Here is a 23,315-nt window from a genome sequence, read left to right as displayed (position 1 = left end):
CAAGGCACGAAACTGGCTAGAAGGCTCTCATTGCACGCCACAGGGAGGCAGCCGATGAAGCTGCAGATTGACCGCCGGCACATCGAGCCGATGATGCAGGCCTTTCCGCGCCTGGAAGAATTCCGCGACCAGTTGCGCTTCGGCAATCGCGTCGAGGTGCCGTTCAACCGTTTCGAGCCGGCCGAGCTGGACATGCTGCAGGCTCTGTATGGTGAGGGCGACCGCGAGCTGCGGGCGCAGGCGGCGCAGATTGCCACCTTGCGCGCGGCGCTGGCCAGCGGCGGCCACCGTTTTGAGGCGGAGGAGCTGGAAATGGCGGTGCCGGCCATGGCGCGCTACCTGGCCGAAGACGCCGAGCGCGGCTGGGTGTTCTCGGCGGCCATCACCGGCAAGCCGCTGGCCTGGGTGGTCAGCCGGCTGGACTACACGCCGCCGTCCGAAGAAGAGAGCGGCAAGATCTTTCTCGAACTGAAGGCCAACTCGCGCGCCAAGCTGGCGACGGCGACGCTGCGTATTTCCGGCCCCGACATCGCCGGCCGCACCGTGGCCGAAATCCTCGCCGCCAAGGGTTACGTCAAGGAAACGCCGGCATTGATCGCCAGCTACGAAGAAGGTGCGGCGCGCTATTTCGACTGGCGGGCGCAGTACGGCGCGCAGTTTTCCGGCAGCGGCACCGGCTGGTTCGCCGAAAACCCGACGGCAACGCACCGCGATACCGATTTTTCGCGCAAGGACCAGATCATCCTGTCCTCGACCGGCAGCCCGGCGCGGCTGGTCAACGACGAGAGCATCCTTGGCGAGCGTGTGCTGGCGATGGATGCGACCGGCGACATCCTCGCCAAGTTCGTCCGCCGCGTGCAGCGCAATTCGCGCCTCTCGGGCAAGGAGGAAGCGGAGGTCGAGGATACGCAGGCCGGCATCAGGAAGGGGCTGTTCACCGAGCTGCCGGTGCATTTCTTCATCCTGATGTTCCACCTCGATCTGCACCACTACGTCTGGGTGCATGTGGATGACATCGCGCCCTACGCCTACCAGCCGGAACTCAAGGACAAGCTGGTGCTGCCGCCGGAGCAGACCGACCTGATCGACATCCTGACCGCCGAGATGGACGTGCTGATGGACGACATCGTCGCCGGCAAGTCGGGCGGCACGACGGTGCTCTGCGCCGGGCCACCGGGGGTGGGCAAGACGCTGACCGCCGAGGTGTATTCGGAGATCATCAAGCGCCCGCTCTACCGCGTGCATTCCGGCCAGCTTGGCCTGAACGTCGCGGCGATGGAAACGGCGCTCAAGGAGGTGCTGACCCGCGCCCAGCGCTGGGGGGCAGTGATGCTGATCGACGAAGCCGACGTGTACATCAAGAAGCGCGACGAAAACATCACGATGAACGCTGTGGTCGGCGTGTTCTTGCGCGTGCTGGAATACTTCAACGGCCTGCTCTTCCTGACCACCAACCGGGTCGATGACATCGACGAGGCCATCGTCTCGCGCTGCATCGCACTGATCCGCTTCCACACGCCGCATCGTGAAGACCGGCTGAAAATCTGGGGCGTCATGGCCGCACAGTTCGGGCTGGCGATCGAGCCGGAGCTGCTGGAACTTTTGCCGGATATCTTCCCGCAAGCCTCCGGGCGCGACATCAAGGGGTTGGCCAAGCTGGTGGCGAAATACTGCAGCCAGAAACAGGTGCTGCCGAGCGAGGAGGTGTTCCGCCGCTGTTCGATGTTCCGGGCGCTGGATCAGGCGGAGGGGTAAGGGGCTGCTAACGACCCCTAGGCGACATTCAGTATCTGCCAAAGCAGACATTCAACATCTGCCTCCGCCTAACGATGCTACACAGAGCGGCGTCAGGTGGCTAATTGGTTAGCCATTTGCATTCTTCTCGAGCAATTGGAGCAAGCCGTGAACATCGCCAAGCACCCACAAGTCAGCGACCTTCTCACCATCGAACGAAAAAAGCGCAGCCCCCTGCCACTCAACAGGTTTTCCAGTAGGTTGATAACCAAAGAACTCGCCCCGGTGGATGCCAGAAAATTGCATACGCGCGAATGCCTTCGAACCCTCGATAACGAGGTCAAGTATGTCGCAGCGATAACTCGCCAAGGCGGAGTGCACAAAATCGACATATGACCCAAACCCCTCGTGGCCGACCTTCGTTTGACCGAGCGAACCACGAAAAGTGAAGCCGTCACAAAGCAGCACAGGAATCTTCGACTTGTTATGTCGGTTCCAGATGTCGCTGTAAAAGCTTTCTACAACTGAACGAATATGTGATGGCCTCATCGGAGTGTCTAAACAGTTGCCGGTCAAGGTACAGGGGCATCATACCGTGCCCTCGTAATCTGGGCCGATGTGACGGCGATATGGCGTGGGAGCGAAGCTCCCCTTCGAGCCGATGGCAGCCAATTCGCTGATTGCTGTATCTCGAAAAGGATAATCAGATCGCCAGCCGGGTCTCTTCCAGCAGTGCGGCGACGACCGAGCCGCCGACGGCATCGTCCGGGTCCATGGCGATGACGCGGGCGATCATGGCTTCGGCCTTGGCCGGCTGGCCGCTGCGCAGGTGCATGAAGGCCAGGCCCTTGAGGGCCGACAGGGCGTAACCCGGCGCTTCCTTCCATTGCAGCCAGTTGTCGGAGAGGCCGGCGTTGCAGGCAGCGGTGGCTACCCAGTCCTGGGCGGCGATCAGCGCCTTGTCGAATTGTCGACAACGGTTGTAGTGCTTGACCAGGCAGCGGCGGGCAACGACAGCATCAGGGGCGAGCGAAATGGCGATGAGAAACAGGCGTTCGGCCTGGGTGCGGTCGGCGAAATGGGCGGCCACGCCTTGTTGCAGCAGGTGATCGACTTCCGGCGGGAGTTGGCCGAAATCGAGTTTTTCGTCATCATCGAGTGCGATCATTTCTTGCTTGGCTAGAGGTTGGGGAAACCCGTTCAAGCAACAAGCATGCAATCCAGACAAGGAGTTCTGATGTTTCTCGCCATGAACCGCTTTCGCATCGCGCCGGGGTGCGAAGACGATTTCATCGTCCACTGGCGCAACCGCAACAGCTACCTCGACGAGGTGCCGGGCTTCGTGTCCTTCAACCTGCTACGCGGGCCGAGTACCGACGAATGCACGCTGTTCGCCTCGCATTCGGTGTGGGCGTCCGAGCAGGCCTTCATCGACTGGACGAAGTCGGAAGCCTTCCGCAAGGCGCACATGCAGGCCGGGCAGTCGCCGCGCGATTTCTATCTTGGCCCGCCGCAGCTGGAAGTCTTCGAATCCGTACTGTGATTAGGGCGTGTTCACAGTAAGCGACGGGCTGCGCAAGGGCTTGGCGGGGAGGCAGAGCAAGGCGCCGGTCGCGCCGTGCAGTGATCTGCACAAGCGAACGGCAACGCGGCAATGCACGCCGCCAAACCCTTGCCCTTCGGGTTTGCCGGCGCGGGCGGTCGCCAGCGTTGCTCGGCTTGGGAATGGAACGACCATTCCCTGCACCTCGCGCCTTGGCGCCCTTCCCGCGTCAGCAAACGCAGTCCCGCCGGTTACTGTGAACAGGCCCTAGTGAATGCGGCCGTCGACGCGCGGCTGCATGAGCATCGGGATGTAGCGCACGGCAAGGATGCCGAAGGCGAGCAGCCAGCACGTGGCGGCGGCGTGGATCCAGCCGAGGTAGGCGCCTGGCGCGAATTGCGGCATGACGACGCGGACGATCAGGCCGAGCAGCATGATGTAGAGCGTGGCCTTGTCGAGGCCGTCGAACATCACCTTGCGTCCGGTATGGCCCTTGGAAATGCGCACGATCATGGCTGGAATGACGCAGCCCATGGCGCCGAAGGTGAACAAATGTACCGATACGCTGCCGACCCAGACGAAGCTGGCGACCTGGCCGAGCCCGTCGATCACGAGCTGGCCGACGATGGCCAGGTAACCGACGTACATGATGCCGATGTCGATGCGGCGGAAGGCAAGCTGCGGTTTCCAGAAAACGAAGCGGATGGCGAGCAGGGCAGCGAGCAAAAAGCTGACTGCTGCGGTGTACGGGCCAGGAAGGGCAAAATCCACGACCAGCACGAGGCCGAGCAACTTGATCGCCAGGTCGAGCTTGGGATTGCGCAGGATCTCGGCCTGGAAGGCGGCCTTCATGAACTGCGTCAAGGTCCGTTCGAGCATGACCAGGAAAGCCAGACGGAAGAGCGCGATGCACATGCGCTCGCCAGCTTCGTAATCGTTGCCCGAGAGCAGCATGAACTTGGCGAACAGGAAGGCCGGCAGCATGACGATGAAGAAGATGTTGTCGCGATAGCTGTCCTGCTGGCGGTAGCGCAGCAGCGTCCACATCAGCATGGCGGCGATGCAGCCGAGGAAGAGGTTGCTGGCCACGATGAACAGCGGCGTCGGCCAGTGGCCGCCGAAGCTCATGGCGATACGTTCGACGATCCAGCAGCCGGCCAGCAGCATCAGCGCCGGACCGTGGTAGCCGCGGATGTTGACCCAGTTCTTGGTCGACGTGAGCAGAAAGCCGCCGAGCACGGCCCAGCCGAAGCCGAAGAACATTTCATGGGCATGCCACTGGATGGCGGAGAAACGCGCATCGGGGGCGGGCAGGCTGCCGCCGAACATCAGCGCCCAGATGACCGGCAGGATCATGCCGGCCAGGCAGGCGAGGCTGAAGAAGGGCCGGAAACCGACCAGCCAGAGTGGGTGTTTGCTGTGCAGCGCCATGGTGAACCTTGCGAATTTCAGACGATCGATGTGGCGAGTTTAGCGATAGTCGGCGGACGCTTACTTGATTTATCCCGTGCTTGTCACGCAGCGCGGGCAACATTAGCGTAAAATTCTGCCCTTGGTCGCAGACGAGGGGTAAGTGCGACCTGCTGTTTCCTTAAGGACAAAGATGAAGCGTGTGGATGATTTCCGCTTGCGACTGGGCAAGCAAGAGCTGGTTCCGATCATGATCGGTGGTATGGGCGTCGATATTTCGACTGCCGATCTGGCGCTGGAGGCAGCCCGGTTGGGCGGGATCGGCCACATCTCCGACGCGATGATCAACACCGTCTCGGACCGCCGCTACGCGACCAAGCACGTCAAGGAAAAGCTCGCGCAGTACAAGTTCAACGTGAACAACGAGGACAAGTCGCCGGTCAAGTTCGACCTCGGCCGCCTCGAGGAAGCCACCAAACTGCACGTCGAAGCCACCATGGCACGCAAGCAGGGCAGCGGCATGGTCTTCATCAACTGCATGGAAAAGCTGACCATGAACGCGCCGAAAGAGACGCTCAAGGTCCGCATGGCGGCTGCCATGGATGCCGGTATCGAAGGCATCACGCTGGCGGCCGGCCTGCACCTCGGCTCCTTTGCGCTGATCGAGGATCACCCGCGTTTCCGCGACGTCAAGCTGGGCATCATCGTTTCGTCGGTACGCGCCCTGCAACTGTTTCTGAAGAAGAGCGCCCGCACCGGTCGCCTGCCCGACTACATCGTGGTCGAAGGCCCGCTGGCCGGCGGCCACCTCGGCTTCGGCATGGACTGGGCACAATACGATCTGGCGACCATCGTCGTCGAGGTCATGCAGTACCTGAAAGAAGAAAATCTCGATATCCCGGTCATTCCGGCCGGCGGTATCTTCACCGGTTCCGACGCGGCTGGCTTCCTTGAAGCTGGTGCTGGCGCGGTGCAGGTGGCGACGCGCTTTACGGTGACCACCGAGTGCGGTCTGCCGGACGACGTGAAGCAGGAGTATTTCAAGGCCACGGAAGACGACATCGAGGTCAACCAGATCTCGCCGACCGGCTATCCGATGCGCATGATCAAGAAGAGCCCGGGGATCGGCGACGGCATCCGCCCGAACTGCGAGGCCTACGGCTACCTGCTCGATGCGAACGGCAAGTGCGCCTACATCACCTCGTACAACCGCGAGGTGGCAGCGCATCCTGAGGCACGCAAGGTCAAGGTCTGGGACAAGACCTGCTTGTGCACCCACATGCGCAATTTCGAAATCTGGACTTGCGGCCAGCTGACCTATCGCCTGAAGGACACGACGCTGAAGAATGCCGACGGCAGCTATCAGATTCTCAGTGCCGAGCATGTCTTCAAGGATTACCAGTTCAGCACCGACAACAAGCTGGCTTTGCCGGAGTCGGCAGCAGGCTAAAAACCGCAGTACAGTTAGCCGGAGTAGCCAAGGGGGGCGCAACAGGCGATGGATAGCAAGGGGATCAAAAGGGCGTATGGTGTCTTGGGGCGTCTCGCCCTGGCATTGACCGCATTGCTGTCTGTTTTCTCCGCGGCCTGGGCTGAGGGTGAAAGCGAACCCGCCACGCAATCCGCATTCACCGTCAATGGTTTCGGGACGCTGGGTGCGGCCCGCAGTACCACCGACGAGGTCTCCTTCGTTCGCGATTTGACCCAGGCTCGCGGTGTTGGCCGCGAATGGTCGGCCAAGCTCGACAGCCTGCTGGGCGTCCAGGCCAATTGGCGGGTGATGCCGCAGCTTGAGGCAGTTGTCCAGGCAGTCAGCAAGTATCGTTACGACCGCAGTTTCACGCCGGATATCAGCTGGGCTTTCGTCAAGTACGACCTCATGCCCAACCTCAGCCTGCGGGCTGGCCGGCTCGGTACCGAGTTCTTCATGCTGGCCGATTCGCGCCAGATCGGTTATTCCTACCTGCCGGTACGTCCGCCGGGTGATTATTTCTGGTATCTGCCCTTCGCCAACATCGATGGTGGCGATGCGACCCTGACCCTGCCGGCCGGTGACGCGCTGGTGCGTGGCAAGGTGTTCTACGGCCTGGCGCAGGGCAAGATTCCCTTGGCCGACAAACAGTGGGATATCCGCAACTCGCCGATGGTCGGTGGCTATGTCGAGACACATTACGGCGGCTGGCAGTTGCGCGCCAGCTACGCCAATATCGAATTCTCTCGCGATCTGCCAATCGACGATGTGTTGCTTTATTCGCCAGCCCCGGCGGCCGCCGCGAAGACGTTGGCAACCAAGGATACGCGTAGCCACTACTATTCTGTCGGTGCGGTGTACGACTCCGGACCCTGGCAATTGCAGCTGCTGATCAACCATATCGAGCAGGGCAGCAACGCCTTTGAAAGTTCGGACGGCGGCTATGCCTTGGCCGGTTACCGCCTTGGGGAATTCACGCCTTATCTGGGATATTCCTGGGTGCATTCTTACCGCCGCGGTAATCCGTCGGGTGATCCGGTGGTTGGTGCCGTGATGGCCGACTCGCATGCCGTGCAGCGGACTTCCATCGTCGGTGTGCGCTGGGATGTCGTGCGCAACGTGGCGCTCAAGGCACAGTGGGATGGCATTCGCGCCCAACCGACTTCGCTCTTCCCGTATCGCGACGACCCGAGGGGGGGAAGCTGGTCCGGCAAGGCTGACATCTTCTCTCTGACCATGGATTTCATCTTCTGATCATGAAATCCTGGGTCAAACACCTCCTCTTGGTTATCGCTCTGCTCGGCGGGCTTTCCGCCTGGGAGGCGCGGGCCGACCTCGTCGTGGTGGTGAATGCGCGTTTGGGTGTCGCGGCAATGACGCGCAACGAGGTGATCAACATCTTCTTTGGACGCTACCGCCAATTCTTCAACGGGGCCGAAGCCGAGCCGGTCGATCTGGTCGACGGCAATCCGGATCGGGCGCGCTTCTATGCCGCCTTGGTCGGCAAGGATATTTCCGAGGTCAATGCCTACTGGTCGCGCCAGCTGTTCTCCGGCCGCATGCAGCCGCCGACCAAGCTGGCGAACCAGGAAGAGGTCCTCAAGTGGGTGGCTACCCACCCGGGTGGGATCGGTTTCATCGACCTCGCCAAGGCCGATGCCCGCGTCCGCGTGGTTTACGAACTCAAACCCTGAGCCGGCTTCTCGTTAGAAAAATGAACATCGAACTGATCGGCATGGTCATCATCTTCGTGGCGATTGCAATTATCGTCGTGAAGGCGAAATAATCGCCCTGCAGTTCCCGTTCTAAAACTCATAAAACGAGGAGACAAACATGCCCAGAAGAATGATCCGCGACATCATTGCCGGCCATGGGCCGGTGACGGCCAGCCAGGCGATGAGCGTGCGTGAGGCGAGCCGCTTGATGGCGCAAAGACGTATCGGCGCCTTGCTGGTCGTCGAAGGCCAGCGTATTGCCGGCATCTTTACCGAGCGCGATGCCCTGAACAAGGTGCTGGCCGGCGGCCTGGACCCGGACAAGACCACGCTCGGCCAGGTCATGGTGGCCAATCCGGATACCATCCGTGCCGACAAGCCCTTGGCTTACGCGCTGCACATGATGGCAGAAGGCGGCTATCGCCACGTGCCGGTGGTGGACGATGCCGGTGCGCCGGTCGGCATGGTGTCGGCGCGCGATGCGCTGGGCCAGGACATGGTCGACCTGGAGCGCGAGATGCAGCATCTGAAGGAGCTGGAAGCTTCTATCGGCTACTGAACTGAATCCCAGCCAAAACGCGCCAGCAGCCCGGCGAATTCGCCGCTGACTGGCGCTTTTATTTGCAGCCGCTGGGCGGTGATCGGGTGGTCGAAACTCAGTTCGATGCAGGCGAGCAGCAGGCGGCGGCAATCGAGATGCTCGGCGAAATAGCGGTTGTGTCGCCCTTTGCCGTAGGTTGCGTCGCCGATGATCGGGTGGGCGATGTGCTTCAGGTGGCGGCGTAGCTGGTGGCGACGGCCGGTCACCGGTTCCAGTTCGAGCAGGGCATAGCGGCTGCTTGGGTAGCGGTCGATCTCGACCGGCAGTTCGACCGTGGCGAGCCGGCGGAAATGGGTGGTGGCGGGTTGGGCTTCCCAGCTGCTGTCATCGCCGCGGAATTCGTAGTCGTCGCGCTGGCGGGTGAGGGCGTGGTCGATGCTGCCGCTTTCCGGCGGATGGCCGCGCACGACGGCCCAATAGCGCTTGCCGACCGTGCCGGCCTCGAATTGCTTGCCGAGCTGGCTGGCGATCTCGGCGCTCAGACCGAACAGCAGAACGCCGGAGGTGCCGCGATCCAGCCGGTGCGCCGGCCAGACGCGCTGGCCGATCTGGTCGCGCAGAATCTGAATGGCGAAACGCGTTTCGTGGCGGTCGATTTCCGAGCGGTGGACGAGCAGATTGGGCGGCTTGTCGATGACGACGATGTACTCGTCGCGATAGAGCACGCCGAGCGGTGGCTCATTGGCCGTTGCCGCCTCACTGCTGCGGTGCACTGCGTTTTCAGGCAAAAAACCGGGCCTTGGCGTCGGCGGGAATGTCCATGCCGGTCACCTGGGCGCGGTCGAGCAGTTCCCAGTAATAGCGATAGGAGGCGCGGTCGTGCAGCTTGCCGGCGTGCTGGATCGGGCCCCAGTCCTTGTCCTGGGCGGCGATCAGGATTTCGCTGGCGGCCTGCACCTCGGAGAAATCCGGGCGCATGGCCTCGACGATGGGCACGATTTGGTTCGGGTGGATGCTCCACATGCGCAGGTAGCCGAATTCGCTGCGGGCACGCAGCGCATCGCTGCGGATGTAGTCGATGTCCTTGAGTTCGGTCGTGACGTTGTGCGAGGGCACGACGCCATGGGCCAGCGCAGCGGCCGAAATTTCGCACTTGGCGCGGGTGACCAGCGGATGCTCGAACTGACCGGGGCTCTTCATCGCGCTGCCGGGAATGGCGCCGTGGTGGCCGGAGACGAAATCCATCAGGCCGAAATCGAGCGACTCGACGCCGGGCAGGGCGGCGATCTCCCACACTTCACGCAGCGCGCCATGGGTCTCGATCAGCACATGGACCGGAATGCTGCGGTGCACACCGTATTTTTGCGAAATTTCATTGAGCGCTTCGATCTGCACCTGCACATCGCGCGCGCTGCACGGCTTGGGCAGCGTGATGAAGGGCAGGCGGTGACCGGCCAGGCTCACCAAAATTTCCATATCCTGCCGCCAGTGCGGGTGCGTGACGTCATGTACGCGCGCGCCCACGCGGTTGAACAGGTTGTCTTCGCTGTTGATTACGGAGGCGGCCATTTCCGCATGCTCGCGCTCGGCGCCGGCATGGGCACCGTCCTCGCAGTCGCAGGTGATGTCGAAGATCGGCCCGAGTTCCTTCTGCAGTTGCAGTGCCTTTCGCATCAGCTTTTCCGAACCGGCGTAGTGATCGACGGCGGGCAGGATGGGGAAGGGCTTCTCGCCGGCAAAGAGGACGTCTTGAGGATGGCGCATGGCAGGCTTGAATACGGTCGAAAAGCAAAATTTTACCGTCCTCGCCATTTTGCTGCCCAAATAATCCGACTTTACGGACAAATAAAATAAACATGCCAAAAACCATAAAAATGATATATAGTTTAATTGTGTGTTGAATTTTTATTTTTGACGATGATCCGGACACCATTACCGCGCGGCAATTTCGCGATGAATTGAGCAAAAAGATGTCGGTAGACAGCACTGGGAACCGCTTCGCTCCACTGCCTGCAAACCTTTACGTGGCGTTGGCCTATGCCTTTGCCGGCTGGCTGGCCCATCTGCTGGCACCCGAAACCGGCTTCGCCTCGCTGGTCTGGTTACCGGCCGGCATGGCGTTAGGCTTGCTACTTGTTTTCGGCCAACGCTTGTTGCTCGGCATCTGGCTGGGGGCAAGCTGCATCAATGCATATTTTCAGTTTGCTGGCGGTCACGGTACAGCACTGTCGCTGGTGAGCGGAAGCCTGATGGGTTGCGGTGCCGCGCTACAAGGATGGCTGGCTTACCGCCTGGTGCATGGTGTCAGTGGCGTGCCACCGAGCCTGGATACCATTTCTGGCGTAGGGAGGTTTCTGGTTTTGGGCGGCCTGCTGGCGTCGACCGTCAGTGCCACGGTCGGTAGTTCCGTATTGGCTTTCCTGCCAGGTGATTCGGCGACACCCTGGCTTGCTACCTGGTTTGCGTGGTGGGTTGGCGATGCGCTGGGGGCTACGCTGGTAACGCCCATCGTCCTCGCGCTTTGTGCCAGATCGGACGATGGCATGGGTATCTGGCGGAAACGCCGTCTCAGCTTGGCTTTGCCGCTGGCGGCGGCGCTCGTCGTGCTGTCCGTTTCCTTCATCGCTGTTGGACGTTTTGAAAACGATAACCGGCGGGCCGAATTCGAGCGGCATGCAGCGCGTCAGGCGGTCCTGCTCAATACCGAAATGCAGACGATGCTCGAAATTCCTGTCGTCTTGCGCGACTACTTCAAGATTTCAGGCTCCTTCCGACGCGAAGATTTCGAGGCATTTGCCGCGCTCATGTATGCGCGTCATCCAGGGTTGCGCGCACTGTTGTGGTTGCCCACACAGAGCGGCGGCAAGGCGTTGTCGGTCGATTTCATGTTTCCTCTGGCCAATAACGCCGGGTTGCGCGGTCTCGACTTCGCCGCGCAGCCAAATTTGCGTCCAGCGCTCGTTTCGGCCGAAGAAACGCGCCTGCCGGCGGTATCGGCGGGGGGCGCTCTACCTGGCGAGGATGTAGCCAGTCGGCAGACCGTGATGATCTTTGTGCCCGTATTCTGGGCGCCGCCCGGTCAAGCCGAAGAAGTGCTGCGGGGCTATGTGGCTGCCGCTGCAGAAATAGGGGAGGTTGTAAGGCGCGTCCTGCCCGACCTGGAGCAGGATGGCTTGTTGCTACGTGTGAGCGATCTGGCCGAACAAGGCTCGGCTGCCTCCTTGTTCAGCAACGTCGGCTTTGAGCAGTATCGCGTATTTCGCCATGGTGCGACACTGGAATTCGGCAACCGGCGACTTTATCTTGAGTTCGCCGCGTTACCCGATTCGCCACTGATTCGGCGAGCTTCGACTGCTTGGCCGGTCTATTTCGGCGGTCTGTTCTTCAGCCTGTTGCTGACCGCTTTTCTGCTGTTGATCAGTGCGAATTCCGTCCGGGCCGAGTATCTGGTCAGCGAACGGACAAGAGAGGTTGAACGGGCTCGGCGCGATGCCGAGAAGGCCAACAAACTGTTCCATGAAGCGGTCGGCAGCATTGCCCAGGGCTTTACGATCTACGACGAGAACGATCGGCTGGTCGTCTGTAACGAGGCCTATCTGAAGATGTACGAAACCAGCCGCGATCTGATCGTGCCGGGGGCAACCTTCGAGGAAATCGTACGCCGGGGCGCCGAGCGCGGACAGTATGCCGATGCTATTGGCCGCGTAGACGAATGGGTCGCTCAGCGCGTGGCCCAGCATCGCGCAGCGACCGGAGCGGTTATCGAGCAACAATTGGGCGACGGGCGCTGGCTGATGATCGTCGAGTATCGGACCCCCAGCGGATATGTGGCCGGTAACCGTATCGACATCACACCGATCAAGCAGGCTGCGGCGCAAATCGAGGATCGTAACGCCCAACTTGACGCGTTGTTCCGACTCAGTCCCGACGGTTTTGTGGCGATTGATCGAAGTGGCTTGGTGAAATTTGCCAATCCTGCTTTCTATGAAATCACAGGAATCTCAGCCGAAGAAATCATCGGTAAGGGGCAGGTGTTATTGGAGAAGGCCCTGTTGGCGAGAGCGGAAAAAACAGCTTTCCAGTTCGCGCTCGAATCGGTTTTCGAAGAGGCTGGTCAAGCCAATGTTCTGAATCTGATTCAGCCGGAATGGCGGAGTTTGCAGATCGTCGGTGTACTCAGCCAGTCGTCGGAAATCAGCCGGATTCTCTATCTGCGCGACGTGACGCATGAAGCTGAGGTCAGCCGGATGAAGAGCGAATTCCTGTCGCATGCGGCGCATGAATTGCGGACGCCGATGACCAGTATCCTCGGTTTTTCCGAGCTGATGCTGGTGAAGGATTTTTCCGAAAATCGCCGTCGCGAAATTCTGGAAACCATCCACCGTCAGACCCGGTGGTTGGTCGATATCATCAATGAATTGCTCGACCTGGCGCGGATCGAAGCGCGGCGGGGCAAGGATTTCAATCTGCTCAGCCTGGATTTGGCCAGTCTGGTGCGTGAAGCCTTGCTCGGACTATCGTTCGACCGTGAGCGTTGGCCGGTTGTCTGTGAAATCGATGCGCTTGCGGCGCCCGTACTTGGCGATGCGGCGAAACTACGTCAGGCGGTGATCAATATCATCGGCAATGCCCAGAAATATTCGCCGGAGGGGGGCGAAATCCGTATTCGCCTGCTACGCGAAAACCAGCGCTTCGGTATCGAAGTGGCCGATCGTGGTCTGGGCATGACGCCAGGGCAATTGGAGAACTTCGGCGAACGCTTCTGGCGGGCAGATACCTCGGGCAAGGTGCCGGGAACGGGCCTCGGGATTTCTATCGTCAAGGAAATCGTCGAATTGCATGGCGGCGCCATGCAGGTCGAATCGGAATTCGGTCGGGGAACCCGCGTGACGCTATGGCTGCCGGAGGAGAGCGCGGGAGAGTTGCGGCAGGCAGCGTAGTGCCAGTGCGCAAATAAAAAAGCCGTGGCAGATGCCACGGCTTTTTTCATTCGAAAGATCCGATTACAGCATGTCCTTGACGGCTTCGGCTTCGTCGGTCAGTTCCTTGAGGGTGATGTTCATCTTCTCGCGGCTGTACTCGTCGATTTCCAGGCCCTGGATGATCTTGTAGGAACCGCCCTTGCACTCGCACGGGAAGCCATACACGATGCCGGCCGGGATGCCGTAGGAACCATCGGACGGAACGCCCATGGTGACCCAGTCGTTGGAACCCAGCACCCAGTCACGGATGTGGTCGATGGCGGCGTTGGCGGCAGAAGCAGCCGAGGACAGGCCACGGGCTTCGATGATGGCAGCGCCGCGCTTGCCGACGGTCGGCAGGAAGACGTCGTTGTTCCAGGCGTGATCGTTGATCAGGGCCTTGACGTTGTCGCCGTTGGACTCGCAGTTGCGGTAGTCGGCATACATCGTGGGCGAGTGGTTGCCCCAGACGACCAGCTTCTTGAAGGAAGAAACGGCACGGCCAGTCTTCTCGGCCAGTTGCGACAGGGCACGGTTGTGGTCCAGACGCAGCATGCCATGGTAGTTGGCCGGGTTGGTGCGGCCAACCTTCTTGGCGGCGGCAGCGGCGATGTAGGCGTTGGTGTTGCAGGGGTTGCCGACGACCAGAACCTTGACGTCTTCCTTGGCGTTCTCGGCAATGGCCTTGCCCTGAACGGTGAAGATGGCGCCGTTGGCGGTCAGCAGGTCGGCACGTTCCATGCCCTTGGTACGGGGACGGGCACCGACCAGCAGGCAGACGTCGGCATCCTTGAAGGCAACGTTCGGATCGTCAGTGGCGACCATGCCGGCGAGCAGCGGGAAGGCGCAGTCGTCGAGTTCCATCATGACGCCCTTGACGGCTTGCTGAGCCTGCGGCAGGTCCAGCAACTGGAGGATGACCGGCTGGTCTTTGCCCAGCATTTCGCCGGAGGCAATGCGGAACAGCAGGCTATAACCGATTTGGCCGGCGGCGCCGGTCACGGCAACGCGCATGGGGGCTTTGGACATGTATCGCTCCTGTATTGAAACAGCGTGGTAGAAATTGTTCGCTTTGGCTCTGCGCCCGACGTTTGTCTTATACCTTGCGTGGATGGGCGCGCGAGACTGAAGATGTTAGAAGTTCGGCGATTCTCTGTCAATTCATCATGTGTCTTATATAAGACAACTTTTCGTGGACGCCTTTGTCGAAATGTGCTGAAATTCGCGCCCATGACTCGTGACGCCGCTCGTCCTGCCGCTCGTAATCCTGCGCCGACCTTCAGTCCGCTCTACCGCCAGATCAAGGATTTTTTGATCCGCAGTCTGGAAGAGGGGGAGTGGGGGCCGGGTGATGCCATTCCCAGCGAAGGGGAGTTGGCAGTTCGTTTCAATGTCAGTCAGGGAACGGTTCGCAAGGCCATCGACGAGATGGCGGCGGAAAACCTGCTGGTTCGCCGCCAGGGTAAGGGTACTTTCGTTGCGACCCACGATGACCCGCGTTCCTTCTATCGTTTCTTGCGTTTGGTGCCTGATCATGGCGCTGCGACGCAGGCGGCGAGCGACCCATTTTCCTGTGAGGAAATTCCGGCCAATGCCGAAGTGGCTTCGGCCCTCGGGCTGCAGGAGGGGAGTCCCGTCATTCTGGTTCAGCGTCTCTTGCGTTTCGACGGCGAGCCGGTGGTGTTCGATCAAATCTATCTGGTGGCGGAACTGTTCAAGGGGCTGACCCTCGAGGGCTTGCGTGGCGGCGAGCGTTCGCTGTACAGCTTGTTCGAGAGCGACTACGGCGTGCGCATGATCAACGCCGAAGAGCATCTGCGGGCGGTAGCTGCCGATCAGCGCAGCGCCGAACTGATGGGGCTGCAAGTCGGTGATCCGCTGCTGTTGGTCGAGCGGACTGCCTATACATACGGAAATAAACCGGTGGAGTGGCGCCGGGGGCTTTATTGCACCCGTCGTCACTACTATCGGAACGATCTGGGCTGAGAGAAAGCGGTACTTTCGGATTAGGTCGGAAATCGCCGTAGATGGCGCCTCCGGCCTGATTTTGAATGTATAATTATTGTTCTTTTCAAACCACGTACAAGCGGATAACCGCATCTTTACGCGAGGGATGACGTTCATGGCAGAAATGACCATCAAGAAACGTCCAAAAAATTTGGACTTGACTACTATCAGGTTGCCCATGCCGGGCAAGGTATCAATTCTTCATCGCGTCAGCGGTGCAGGCTTGTTCCTTTGCTTTCCGGTGTTGTTGTGGCTGTTTGGCGCCAGCGTAACTTCCGCTGAGACCTTCGCCACGTTCAAGGCAATCTGCGCCAGCCTGCCGGCCAAGGTTGTCCTGGCGGGCCTCATTTGGGCGTTCGTCCATCATTTCTGTGCCGGCATCCGCTTCCTGCTGCTCGACCTCCATATCGGTATCGAGAAAGAGGCTGCCCAGAAGTCCGCAGCCGTCGTGTTTGCCGTCAGCGTTCCGCTGACCCTGATCCTGTGGGGGGTTCTGCTGTGATCAATCGTATCGTTGTCGGGGCCGGTTACGGCCTAAAAGACTGGATTGCCCAGCGCGCTACCGCGGTGATCATGGCGGTTTATTCCGTCCTGATGGCTGCCGTCCTGCTGGTGGTTCGTCCGTCGACCTTCGAGGCCTGGCAAGGTGTTTTCGCCAATGGCGTCATCAAGTTCCTGACCTTCCTTTTCTTCGTGAGCCTGTTCTACCACGCCTGGATTGGCGTGCGTGACATCTGGATGGACTACGTGAAGCCGACGGGCCTGCGCCTGACCCTGCACGTTGTGACCATTGCTGCGCTGGTGGGTTACACCGCGTGGGCTGCTGCGATTCTCTGGAGGCTGTAAGCGTGAGTATTCCTGTTCTGAAGTTTGACGCGGTCATCGTCGGTGCCGGTGGCGCCGGTCTGCGTTCCGCGATCCAATTGTCCGAAGCCGGTCTGAAGACCGCCGTCCTGTCCAAGGTCTTCCCGACCCGCTCCCATACTGTTGCTGCTCAGGGTGGTGTTGCCGCCTCGCTCGGTAACTCCGAGGAAGATCACTGGCACTGGCACATGTACGATACCGTCAAGGGTTCCGACTGGCTCGGCGACCAGGACGCTATCGAGTTTATGGTGCGCAAGGCCAATGAATGCGTCGTCGAGCTCGAGCATTACGGCATGCCGTTCGATCGTACCGATAACGGCAAGATCTACCAGCGCCCGTTCGGCGGCCACATGTCGAACTTCGGCGAGAAGCCGGTGCGTCGTTCTTGCGCCGCGGCTGACCGTACCGGTCACGCCATGCTGCACGCCATGTATCAGCGCAACGTCAAGGCCAATACCCAGTTCTTCGTGGAGTGGATGGCACTTGACCTGATCCGCGACAGCGAAGGTCATGTCGTCGGTGTGACCGCCATGGAAATGGAAACCGGTCAGGTCGTCATCTTCCACACCCGTGCCACCATCTTCGCGACCGGTGGTGCCGGCCGTATCTTCTATTCTTCCACCAACGCCTTCATCAATACCGGTGACGGTTTGGGTATGGCCGCTCGTGCTGGCATCCCGCTGGAAGACATGGAATTCTGGCAGTTCCACCCGACCGGCGTCGCCGGTGCTGGCGTGCTGATTACCGAAGGTGTCCGCGGTGAAGGCGGTATCCTGCGCAACGCTAGCAAGGAACGCTTCATGGAGCGCTACGCCCCGAACGCCAAGGACCTGGCTTCGCGCGACGTGGTTTCCCGCGCCATGACCACCGAAATCAACGAAGGCCGCGGTTGTGGCGTCAACAAGGACTACGTCCTGCTCGACATCACCCACCTCGATCCGAACACCATCATGAAGCGCCTGCCGGGTATCCGTGAAATCGGCCTGCAGTTCGCTGGTGTGGACTGTATCAAGGAACCGCTGCCTGTCGTTCCGACCTGTCACTACCAGATGGGCGGTATCCCGACCCATTACTCTGGTCGTGTTGTCGTGCCGCAGAATGGCGATCACAACACCATCGTTCCGGGCTTCTACGCCGCTGGCGAATGTGCTTGTGCCTCGGTGCACGGCGCCAACCGCCTGGGTACGAACTCCCTGCTCGACCTGCTGGTCTTCGGTAAGTCGGCTGGCGATTCCGCTGTGGAAGACCTCAAGGCTGGCAAGGCACACCGCGAGTTGCCGGCTGACGCTGCCGAGAAGTCGCTCTCGCGTATCGCTGCTCTCGATAGCCGCAAGGGTGGTGCCAATGTTCACGAAACCCGCCTGGCTATGCAGCGCACCATGCAGAACCATGCCGGCGTGTTCCGTTTCGGCGACCTGCTGAAGAGCGGTGTCGACAAGATCCTGGAAGTCGAAAAGGCTGCGCGCCAGCTCGAGATCAAGGACAAGTCGATGGCGTGGAATACGGCACGTACCGAAGCCCTAGAAATGGAAAACCTGATCGAGGTTGCCAAGGCCACCATGATCTCCGCCGAAGCCCGTAAGGAATCCCGCGGTGCTCACGTGCGCGACGATGCCCCGGATACCCCGGAATTCCCGAACGGCCGCAACGATGCGGAATGGCTGAAGCACACGCTGTTCAACCCGGTGGACAACAGCATCAGCTACAAGCCGGTGAACATGCAGCCGCTGACCGTCGAAACCATCGCGCTCAAGACGCGTTCGTACTAATCGGAGAAGAATATGAGCAAACGCATGGTTCAATTCAGCATCTACCGCTACGATCCGGACAAGGACGATGCACCGTACATGCAGGACATCTCGGTCGAACTCGAGCCGACCGACCGCAAGTTGCTTGACGCGCTGACCAAGCTGAAGGCGAAGGACGACACCCTGTCCTATCGTCGTTCCTGCCGCGAAGGCGTCTGCGGCTCCGATGCGATGAACATCAACGGCAAGAACGGTCTGGCCTGTCTGACCGACATCGACGAGCTGAAGCAGCCGATCGTACTGCGTCCGCTGCCGGGCCTGCCGGTCATTCGCGACCTGATCGTCGATATGACCCAGTTCTTCAAGCAGTATCACTCGATCAAGCCGTACCTGATCAACAACGATCCGGCTCCGGAGCGCGAGCGTCTGCAATCGCCGGAAGATCGCGAAGAACTGAACGGCCTTTACGAGTGCATCCTGTGTGCTTGCTGCTCCACGTCTTGCCCGTCGTTCTGGTGGAACCCGGACAAGTTCGTCGGCCCGGCCGGCCTGCTGGCTGCATACCGTTTCATCGCCGACACCCGTGACCAGGCGACCAACGAGCGTCTCGACAACCTCGAAGACCCGTACCGTCTGTTCCGTTGCCACACCATCATGAACTGTGTTGACGTGTGCCCGAAGGGTTTGAACCCGACCAAGGCCATCGGCAAGATCAAGGACATGATGGTCCGTCGCGCCGTCTGATGGAACGAAAGGACTACGAACGCCTGCGCTGGCGCTGTATTCGCCGCGCCTTGCTCGAACTCGATATTACGCTGACGCGTTTTCTCGATAACGGTTTCGACAAGCTCAGCGAAGAAGAGCAGCAGGTGTTCGTGGAACTTGCAGACATGGAGGATCACGAACTCTGGTACTGGCTTAGCGGCAAGACCGAGTGCGATGATCCTCGTTTTGCGCCTATCGTGGCTGCGATTCGTAAGAGTTAAGTAAGGTTGACGGGCTAATTTTGTAACGTTGACCGTTTTTTTGGCAGTGCAGTGACAACCAACACCTGACAAGGGAATAAACCATGACGACCGAACGCAAGGCAACTCTGACAATCGATGGACAGGCTCCCGTCGATTTCCCGATCATGTCCCCGACGCACGGCAACGACTGCGTCGATATTCGTACCCTGGGTGGCAAGACCGGTCTGTTTACCTACGACTCCGGTTTTCTGTCCACCGCCAGCTGCAAGTCCAAAATCACCTTCATCGACGGCGACAAGGGCGAGCTGCTGTATCGCGGCTACCCGATCGAGCAACTCGCTGAAAACTGCAACTTCCTGGAAGTTGCCTATCTGCTGAAGAACGGCGAGCTGCCGAACGCTTCGCAGAAGACCAATTTCGAAAGCACCATCAAGAAGCACACGATGGTGCACGAGCAACTGGCCAAGTTCTATTCCGGTTTCCGCCGCGATGCTCACCCGATGGCCGTCATGACCGGCGTCGTCGGCGCATTGTCCGCCTTCTACCACGATGCGATGGACTTCTCCGACGCCGAGCACCGCAACGTCAGCTTCAACCGCTTGATCGCCAAGATGCCGACCATCGTCGCCATGGCTTACAAGTACAGCACCGGCATGCCGTTCATGTATCCGGACAACGATCTGGACTACGCTTCGAACTTCATGCGCATGATGTTCGGCAACCCGTGCGAAAAGTACGTTGCCAACCCGGTTCTGGCTCGCGCCCTGGATATCATCTTCACGCTGCACGCCGATCACGAGCAGAACGCCTCGACCTCGACCGTCCGCCTGGCCGGCTCGTCGGGTGCCAACCCGTTCGCCTGTATCGCCGCCGGTATCGCCTGTCTGTGGGGCCCGGCTCACGGTGGTGCAAACGAAGCCTGCCTGCAGATGCTGGAGCAGATCGGTGACGTTTCCAAGGTCGGCGAATACATCAAGCGCGCCAAGGACAAGAACGACTCCTTCAAGCTGATGGGCTTCGGTCACCGCGTCTACAAGAACTTCGACCCGCGCGCCAAGCTGATGCGCAAGGTTTGTGACGACGTCCTGCAGGAACTCGGCCTGGAAAACGACCGCCTGTTCAAGCTGGCCAAGGAACTGGAAAAGATCGCTCTGGAAGACGAATACTTCGTCGAGAAGAAGCTCTACCCGAACGTCGACTTCTACTCCGGTATCGTTCAGAAGGCCATCGGTATCCCGACCGAGATGTTCACCTGCATCTTCGCGCTGGCTCGTACCGTCGGCTGGATGACCCAGTGGGAAGAAATGATCACCGATCCGGAATACAAGATCGGTCGCCCGCGTCAGCTGTACATCGGCGCCGCCAAGCGCGACGTGGTACCGCTCGCCCAACGCGGCTAAGAAAAAGAAAGGCGGCCGCGTGGCCGCCTTTTTTTACTCGCGGAGTTTTGCGGCTCGCGGATGGAAGCTGCAAGAGAAAAAAACACCCAAAAGGGGACGCCTATGACAACGATGAATCAACTGTTCGACAGCACCATGTACTTTGGCGGCAATGCGCCGTTCGTCGAGGAGCTGTACGAAAACTACCTGAACGACCCGACCTCGGTTCCGGCCGAATGGCGCGACTACTTCGATCGCCTGGCCCAGATGCCGGGCTATGTCGCGCGTGACGTGCCGCACGCCCCGGTCATCGCCGCCTTTGCCGAATTGGCCAAGGAAGGCGGTTTCCGTCCGGTCGCTCAATCCTCCAGCACCGAGCACAAGAAACAGTCTGCCGTCGGCCAGTTGGTCACGGCCTACCGCTCGCTCGGCACCCGCTGGGCCGATCTGGATCCGCTGAAGCGCTTGCCGCGTCCGAAGATCGACGAACTGGAACCGTCCTTCTACGGTTTTACCGACGCTGATCTGAATCAGACCTTCAGCGTCGGTTCGCTCAAGGGGCTGCCGGAAAACGCCAAGCTGGGCGACATTCTGGAAACCCTGAAGCAGACGTACTGCGGCACCATCGGTGTCGAATACATGTACATGATGGACTACAACGAGAAGCGCTGGCTCCAGGAAAAACTGGAAAGCGTCCGTTCGCGTCCGTCCTACAGCGCCGACCAGAAGAAGCGCATTCTCGAGCGTTTGACCGCTGCCGAGACCCTCGAACGTTATCTGCATACCAAGTACGTCGGCCAGAAGCGCTTCTCGCTGGAAGGCGGCGAGTCGCTGATCGTCTCCATGGATGAAGCGATCCGCACCGGCGGCAAGCTGGGCCTCGACGAAATCGTCGTCGGCATGGCGCACCGCGGTCGTCTGAACGTGCTGGTCAATACCCTGGGCAAGGCCCCGTCGATGCTCTTCGCCGAATTCGAAGGCAAGAAGAAGAGCGATCTGTCGGCTGGTGACGTGAAGTACCACATGGGCTTCTCGTCCGACGTTTCCACCCCGGGCGGTGCCTGCCACCTGACCCTGGCCTTCAACCCGTCGCACCTGGAAATCGTCAACCCGGTAGTCGAAGGTTCGGTCTATGCTCGCCAGGTTCGTCGCGGCGAAGGTAGCAAGACCAAGGTCATGCCGATCCTGGTGCACGGCGATGCCGCCGTTGCTGGTCAGGGCGTCAACCAGGAAATGCTCAATTTCGCGCAGACCCGTGGCTACGGTGTTGGCGGCACGCTGCACATCGTCGTCAACAACCAGGTCGGCTTCACCACCTCCGACCCGCGCGACTACCGTTCCGGCCATTACTGCACCGACATCTTCAAGATGGTCGATGCGCCGATCTTCCACGTCAATGGCGACGATCCCGAAGCCGTCGCGCTGGTCACCCAGCTCGCCGTCGAGTATCGCCAGACCTTCCAGAAGGACGTGGTCATCGACATCATCTGCTTCCGCAAGCTCGGCCACAACGAGCAGGATGAGCCGATGGTCACCCAGCCGCTGATGTACAAGATCATCAGCAAGCACCCGGGCACCCGCAAGCTCTATGGCGACAAGCTGATCGCCGAAGGCGTACTGGCCGCCGACGGTCCGGATCAGATGATCAAGGAATACCGCGAGCACCTGGACAAGGGCGAATTGCTCTACAACCCGGTGCTGGCTGGCTACAAGCATCCGATGACCATCGACTGGACGCCGTTCCTGACGAAGCAGTACATCGAAACCTGCGATACGACGGTTCCCAAGAAGGAATTGCAACGTCTGGCCAAGCGCCTGACCGACATTCCGGAAGGCTTCACGCTGCATTCGCGCGTCAAGAAGATCGTCGAGGATCGCGGTGCGATGGGCGAGGGTAAGCAGCCGGTCGACTGGGGTATGGCCGAGAACCTGGCCTACGCCTCGCTGCTGGTCTCCGGCTACGGCGTGCGTATTTCCGGTGAGGACGTCGGTCGCGGTACCTTCTTCCACCGCCATGCTGCTTTCCATGACCAGAACCGTACCAGCTGGGACGTCGGTACCTACTACCCGCTGAAGAACCTGCAGGAGAAGCAGGCCGGCTTCCAGTGCTTCGACTCCGTGCTGTCGGAAGAAGCGGTCCTCGCCTTCGACTACGGCTATGCTTCGGCCAACCCGTACGAGCTGGTGATCTGGGAAGGTCAGTTCGGCGACTTCGCCAACGGTGCGCAGGTCGTCATCGACCAGTTCATCGCCTCCGGTGAAGCCAAGTGGGGCCGCGCCTGCGGTCTGGTCATGCTGTTGCCGCACGGCTACGAAGGCCAGGGTCCGGAGCACTCCTCCGCACGTCCGGAACGCTTCATGCAGTTGTGCGCCGAGATGAACATGGAAGTCTGCATGCCGACGACGGCAGCCCAGGTGTTCCACATGCTGCGCCGTCAGGCCGTCCGCATGCAGCGCAAGCCGCTGATCGTCATGTCGCCGAAGTCGCTGCTGCGTCACAAGGATGCCTGCTCGTCGCTGGACGAACTGGCCAATGGCGAATTCAAGCGCGTCATCGGCGAGGTCGACGATCTCGATCCGAAGAAGGTCAAGCGCGTCATCCTGTGTTCCGGCAAGGTCTACTACGATCTGGTCAATGCCCGTCGCGAGAAGGGTATCAAGGACATCGCCATCGTCCGTCTGGAGCAGCTGTATCCGTTCCCGAAGGAATCGCTGGAGGCCGAACTGGCCAAGTATCCGAAGGCCACCGAAGTTGTCTGGGCTCAGGAAGAGCCGCGCAACCAGGGCGCCTGGTACTGGATCGCCTCGCGTCACCATCTGGATACGCAACTCGGCACCAAGCAGAAGCTGTTGCTGGTTTCCCGTCCGGCCTCTTCGTCGCCGGCCGTCGGTTACCTGGCCAAGCACAACGAGCAAACCAAGGCTTTGATCGAGTCCGCCCTGGGCAAGATCGAGTACTGATAACTAGAGCAGA

General features: G+C 60.3%; 21 protein-coding genes. 15 read left to right on the top strand and 6 right to left on the bottom strand.

Annotated features, from left to right (window positions below; genetic code table 11):
• The first annotated feature begins 54 nt into the window (after window positions 1-54).
• Complete coding sequence (locus WIF35_RS05730; RefSeq protein ID WP_412480600.1) at window positions 55-1,755, top strand: AAA family ATPase; 1,701 nt, start codon at window positions 55-57, stop codon at window positions 1,753-1,755.
• 108 nt (window positions 1,756-1,863) lie between these two features.
• On the opposite strand, the gene WIF35_RS05725 is transcribed toward WIF35_RS05730, so the two are convergent.
• Both WIF35_RS05725 and WIF35_RS05720 read right to left on the bottom strand, forming a co-directional pair.
• Window positions 1,864-2,283 (bottom strand): ester cyclase, encoded by a 420-nt coding sequence (locus WIF35_RS05725; protein WP_412480599.1) that lies wholly within the window; start codon window positions 2,281-2,283, stop codon window positions 1,864-1,866.
• A 154-nt stretch (window positions 2,284-2,437) separates the two neighbouring features.
• Complete coding sequence (locus tag WIF35_RS05720) at window positions 2,438-2,902, bottom strand: hypothetical protein (RefSeq protein ID WP_412480598.1); 465 nt, start codon at window positions 2,900-2,902, stop codon at window positions 2,438-2,440.
• Between the two features lie 69 nt (window positions 2,903-2,971).
• Between WIF35_RS05720 and WIF35_RS05715 the strand changes: the two genes are divergently transcribed.
• A complete protein-coding gene (locus WIF35_RS05715; protein ID WP_412480597.1) occupies window positions 2,972-3,277 on the top strand; it encodes an antibiotic biosynthesis monooxygenase family protein in 306 nt (101 codons plus the stop codon).
• A 267-nt stretch (window positions 3,278-3,544) separates the two neighbouring features.
• Here WIF35_RS05715 and WIF35_RS05710 read toward each other — a convergent pair whose 3' ends face one another.
• Complete coding sequence (locus WIF35_RS05710) at window positions 3,545-4,708, bottom strand: NnrS family protein (RefSeq protein ID WP_412480596.1); 1,164 nt, start codon at window positions 4,706-4,708, stop codon at window positions 3,545-3,547.
• Between the two features lie 172 nt (window positions 4,709-4,880).
• On the opposite strand from WIF35_RS05710, the gene WIF35_RS05705 reads away from it, so the two are divergent.
• The 4 genes from WIF35_RS05705 (at window position 4,881) to WIF35_RS05690 (ending at window position 8,432) form a co-directional block, all read left to right on the top strand.
• Window positions 4,881-6,137, top strand: coding sequence for a nitronate monooxygenase (locus tag WIF35_RS05705; RefSeq protein ID WP_412480595.1), 1,257 nt, complete (start codon window positions 4,881-4,883; stop codon window positions 6,135-6,137).
• 48 nt (window positions 6,138-6,185) lie between these two features.
• Window positions 6,186-7,412 carry a porin gene (locus WIF35_RS05700; RefSeq protein WP_412480594.1) on the top strand — a complete coding sequence of 409 codons (1,227 nt, stop codon included), beginning with the start codon at window positions 6,186-6,188 and terminating at the stop codon, window positions 7,410-7,412.
• Window positions 7,413-7,414: 2 nt separating this feature from the next.
• Window positions 7,415-7,852: a hypothetical protein gene (locus WIF35_RS05695; RefSeq protein WP_412480593.1), complete on the top strand. Its 438-nt coding sequence runs from the start codon at window positions 7,415-7,417 to the stop codon at window positions 7,850-7,852.
• A gap of 139 nt (window positions 7,853-7,991) precedes the next feature.
• Window positions 7,992-8,432 carry a cyclic nucleotide-binding/CBS domain-containing protein gene (locus tag WIF35_RS05690; protein WP_412480592.1) on the top strand — a complete coding sequence of 147 codons (441 nt, stop codon included), beginning with the start codon at window positions 7,992-7,994 and terminating at the stop codon, window positions 8,430-8,432.
• Here WIF35_RS05690 and WIF35_RS05685 read toward each other — a convergent pair.
• Window positions 8,426-9,187 carry a tRNA pseudouridine(65) synthase TruC gene (locus tag WIF35_RS05685; RefSeq protein WP_412480591.1) on the bottom strand — a complete coding sequence of 254 codons (762 nt, stop codon included), beginning with the start codon at window positions 9,185-9,187 and terminating at the stop codon, window positions 8,426-8,428. The genes WIF35_RS05690 and WIF35_RS05685 overlap by 7 nt on opposite strands.
• Window positions 9,188-9,194: 7 nt before the next feature.
• Window positions 9,195-10,178, bottom strand: a complete 984-nt coding sequence (locus WIF35_RS05680; protein ID WP_412480590.1) for an HpcH/HpaI aldolase/citrate lyase family protein — start codon at window positions 10,176-10,178, stop codon at window positions 9,195-9,197.
• Between the two features lie 206 nt (window positions 10,179-10,384).
• On the opposite strand from WIF35_RS05680, the gene WIF35_RS05675 reads away from it, so the two are divergent.
• The gene (locus tag WIF35_RS05675; protein ID WP_412480589.1) at window positions 10,385-13,354 is read left to right on the top strand and encodes an ATP-binding protein; all 2,970 of its coding nucleotides are present in this window, start codon (window positions 10,385-10,387) and stop codon (window positions 13,352-13,354) included.
• A gap of 63 nt (window positions 13,355-13,417) precedes the next feature.
• Here WIF35_RS05675 and WIF35_RS05670 read toward each other — a convergent pair whose 3' ends face one another.
• Entirely contained in the window at window positions 13,418-14,404 is a 987-nt protein-coding gene (locus WIF35_RS05670; RefSeq protein WP_412480588.1) for a malate dehydrogenase, read from the bottom strand.
• 201 nt (window positions 14,405-14,605) lie between these two features.
• On the opposite strand from WIF35_RS05670, the gene WIF35_RS05665 reads away from it, so the two are divergent.
• The 8 genes from WIF35_RS05665 (at window position 14,606) to WIF35_RS05630 (ending at window position 23,302) form a co-directional block, all read left to right on the top strand.
• Complete coding sequence (locus tag WIF35_RS05665) at window positions 14,606-15,361, top strand: GntR family transcriptional regulator (RefSeq protein ID WP_412480587.1); 756 nt, start codon at window positions 14,606-14,608, stop codon at window positions 15,359-15,361.
• Window positions 15,362-15,497: 136 nt separating this feature from the next.
• Window positions 15,498-15,884, top strand: a complete 387-nt coding sequence (gene sdhC, locus WIF35_RS05660) for a succinate dehydrogenase, cytochrome b556 subunit (RefSeq protein WP_412480586.1) — start codon at window positions 15,498-15,500, stop codon at window positions 15,882-15,884.
• Window positions 15,881-16,228: a succinate dehydrogenase, hydrophobic membrane anchor protein gene (gene sdhD / locus WIF35_RS05655; RefSeq protein ID WP_412480585.1), complete on the top strand. Its 348-nt coding sequence runs from the start codon at window positions 15,881-15,883 to the stop codon at window positions 16,226-16,228. Before sdhC ends, sdhD begins: the two co-directional genes overlap by 4 nt.
• A 2-nt stretch (window positions 16,229-16,230) precedes the next feature.
• A complete protein-coding gene (sdhA, locus tag WIF35_RS05650; RefSeq protein WP_412480584.1) occupies window positions 16,231-18,015 on the top strand; it encodes a succinate dehydrogenase flavoprotein subunit in 1,785 nt (594 codons plus the stop codon).
• A 12-nt stretch (window positions 18,016-18,027) separates the two neighbouring features.
• Entirely contained in the window at window positions 18,028-18,738 is a 711-nt protein-coding gene (locus WIF35_RS05645; RefSeq protein ID WP_412480583.1) for a succinate dehydrogenase iron-sulfur subunit, read from the top strand.
• Window positions 18,738-18,980: a succinate dehydrogenase assembly factor 2 gene (locus WIF35_RS05640; RefSeq protein ID WP_412480582.1), complete on the top strand. Its 243-nt coding sequence runs from the start codon at window positions 18,738-18,740 to the stop codon at window positions 18,978-18,980. Before WIF35_RS05645 ends, WIF35_RS05640 begins: the two co-directional genes overlap by 1 nt.
• A gap of 83 nt (window positions 18,981-19,063) precedes the next feature.
• Window positions 19,064-20,362 (top strand): citrate synthase, encoded by a 1,299-nt coding sequence (gltA, locus tag WIF35_RS05635; protein ID WP_412480581.1) that lies wholly within the window; start codon window positions 19,064-19,066, stop codon window positions 20,360-20,362.
• A gap of 102 nt (window positions 20,363-20,464) precedes the next feature.
• Entirely contained in the window at window positions 20,465-23,302 is a 2,838-nt protein-coding gene (locus WIF35_RS05630) for a 2-oxoglutarate dehydrogenase E1 component (protein ID WP_412480580.1), read from the top strand.
• Window positions 23,303-23,315: the final 13 nt, after the last annotated feature.

It is taken from the genome of Azonexus sp. IMCC34839, assembly GCF_047047955.1.
Lineage (GTDB): Bacteria > Pseudomonadota > Gammaproteobacteria > Burkholderiales > Rhodocyclaceae > Azonexus.
Note: the sequence above shows the minus strand (reverse complement) of the source record. Positions and strands in the feature narration are given on the sequence as shown.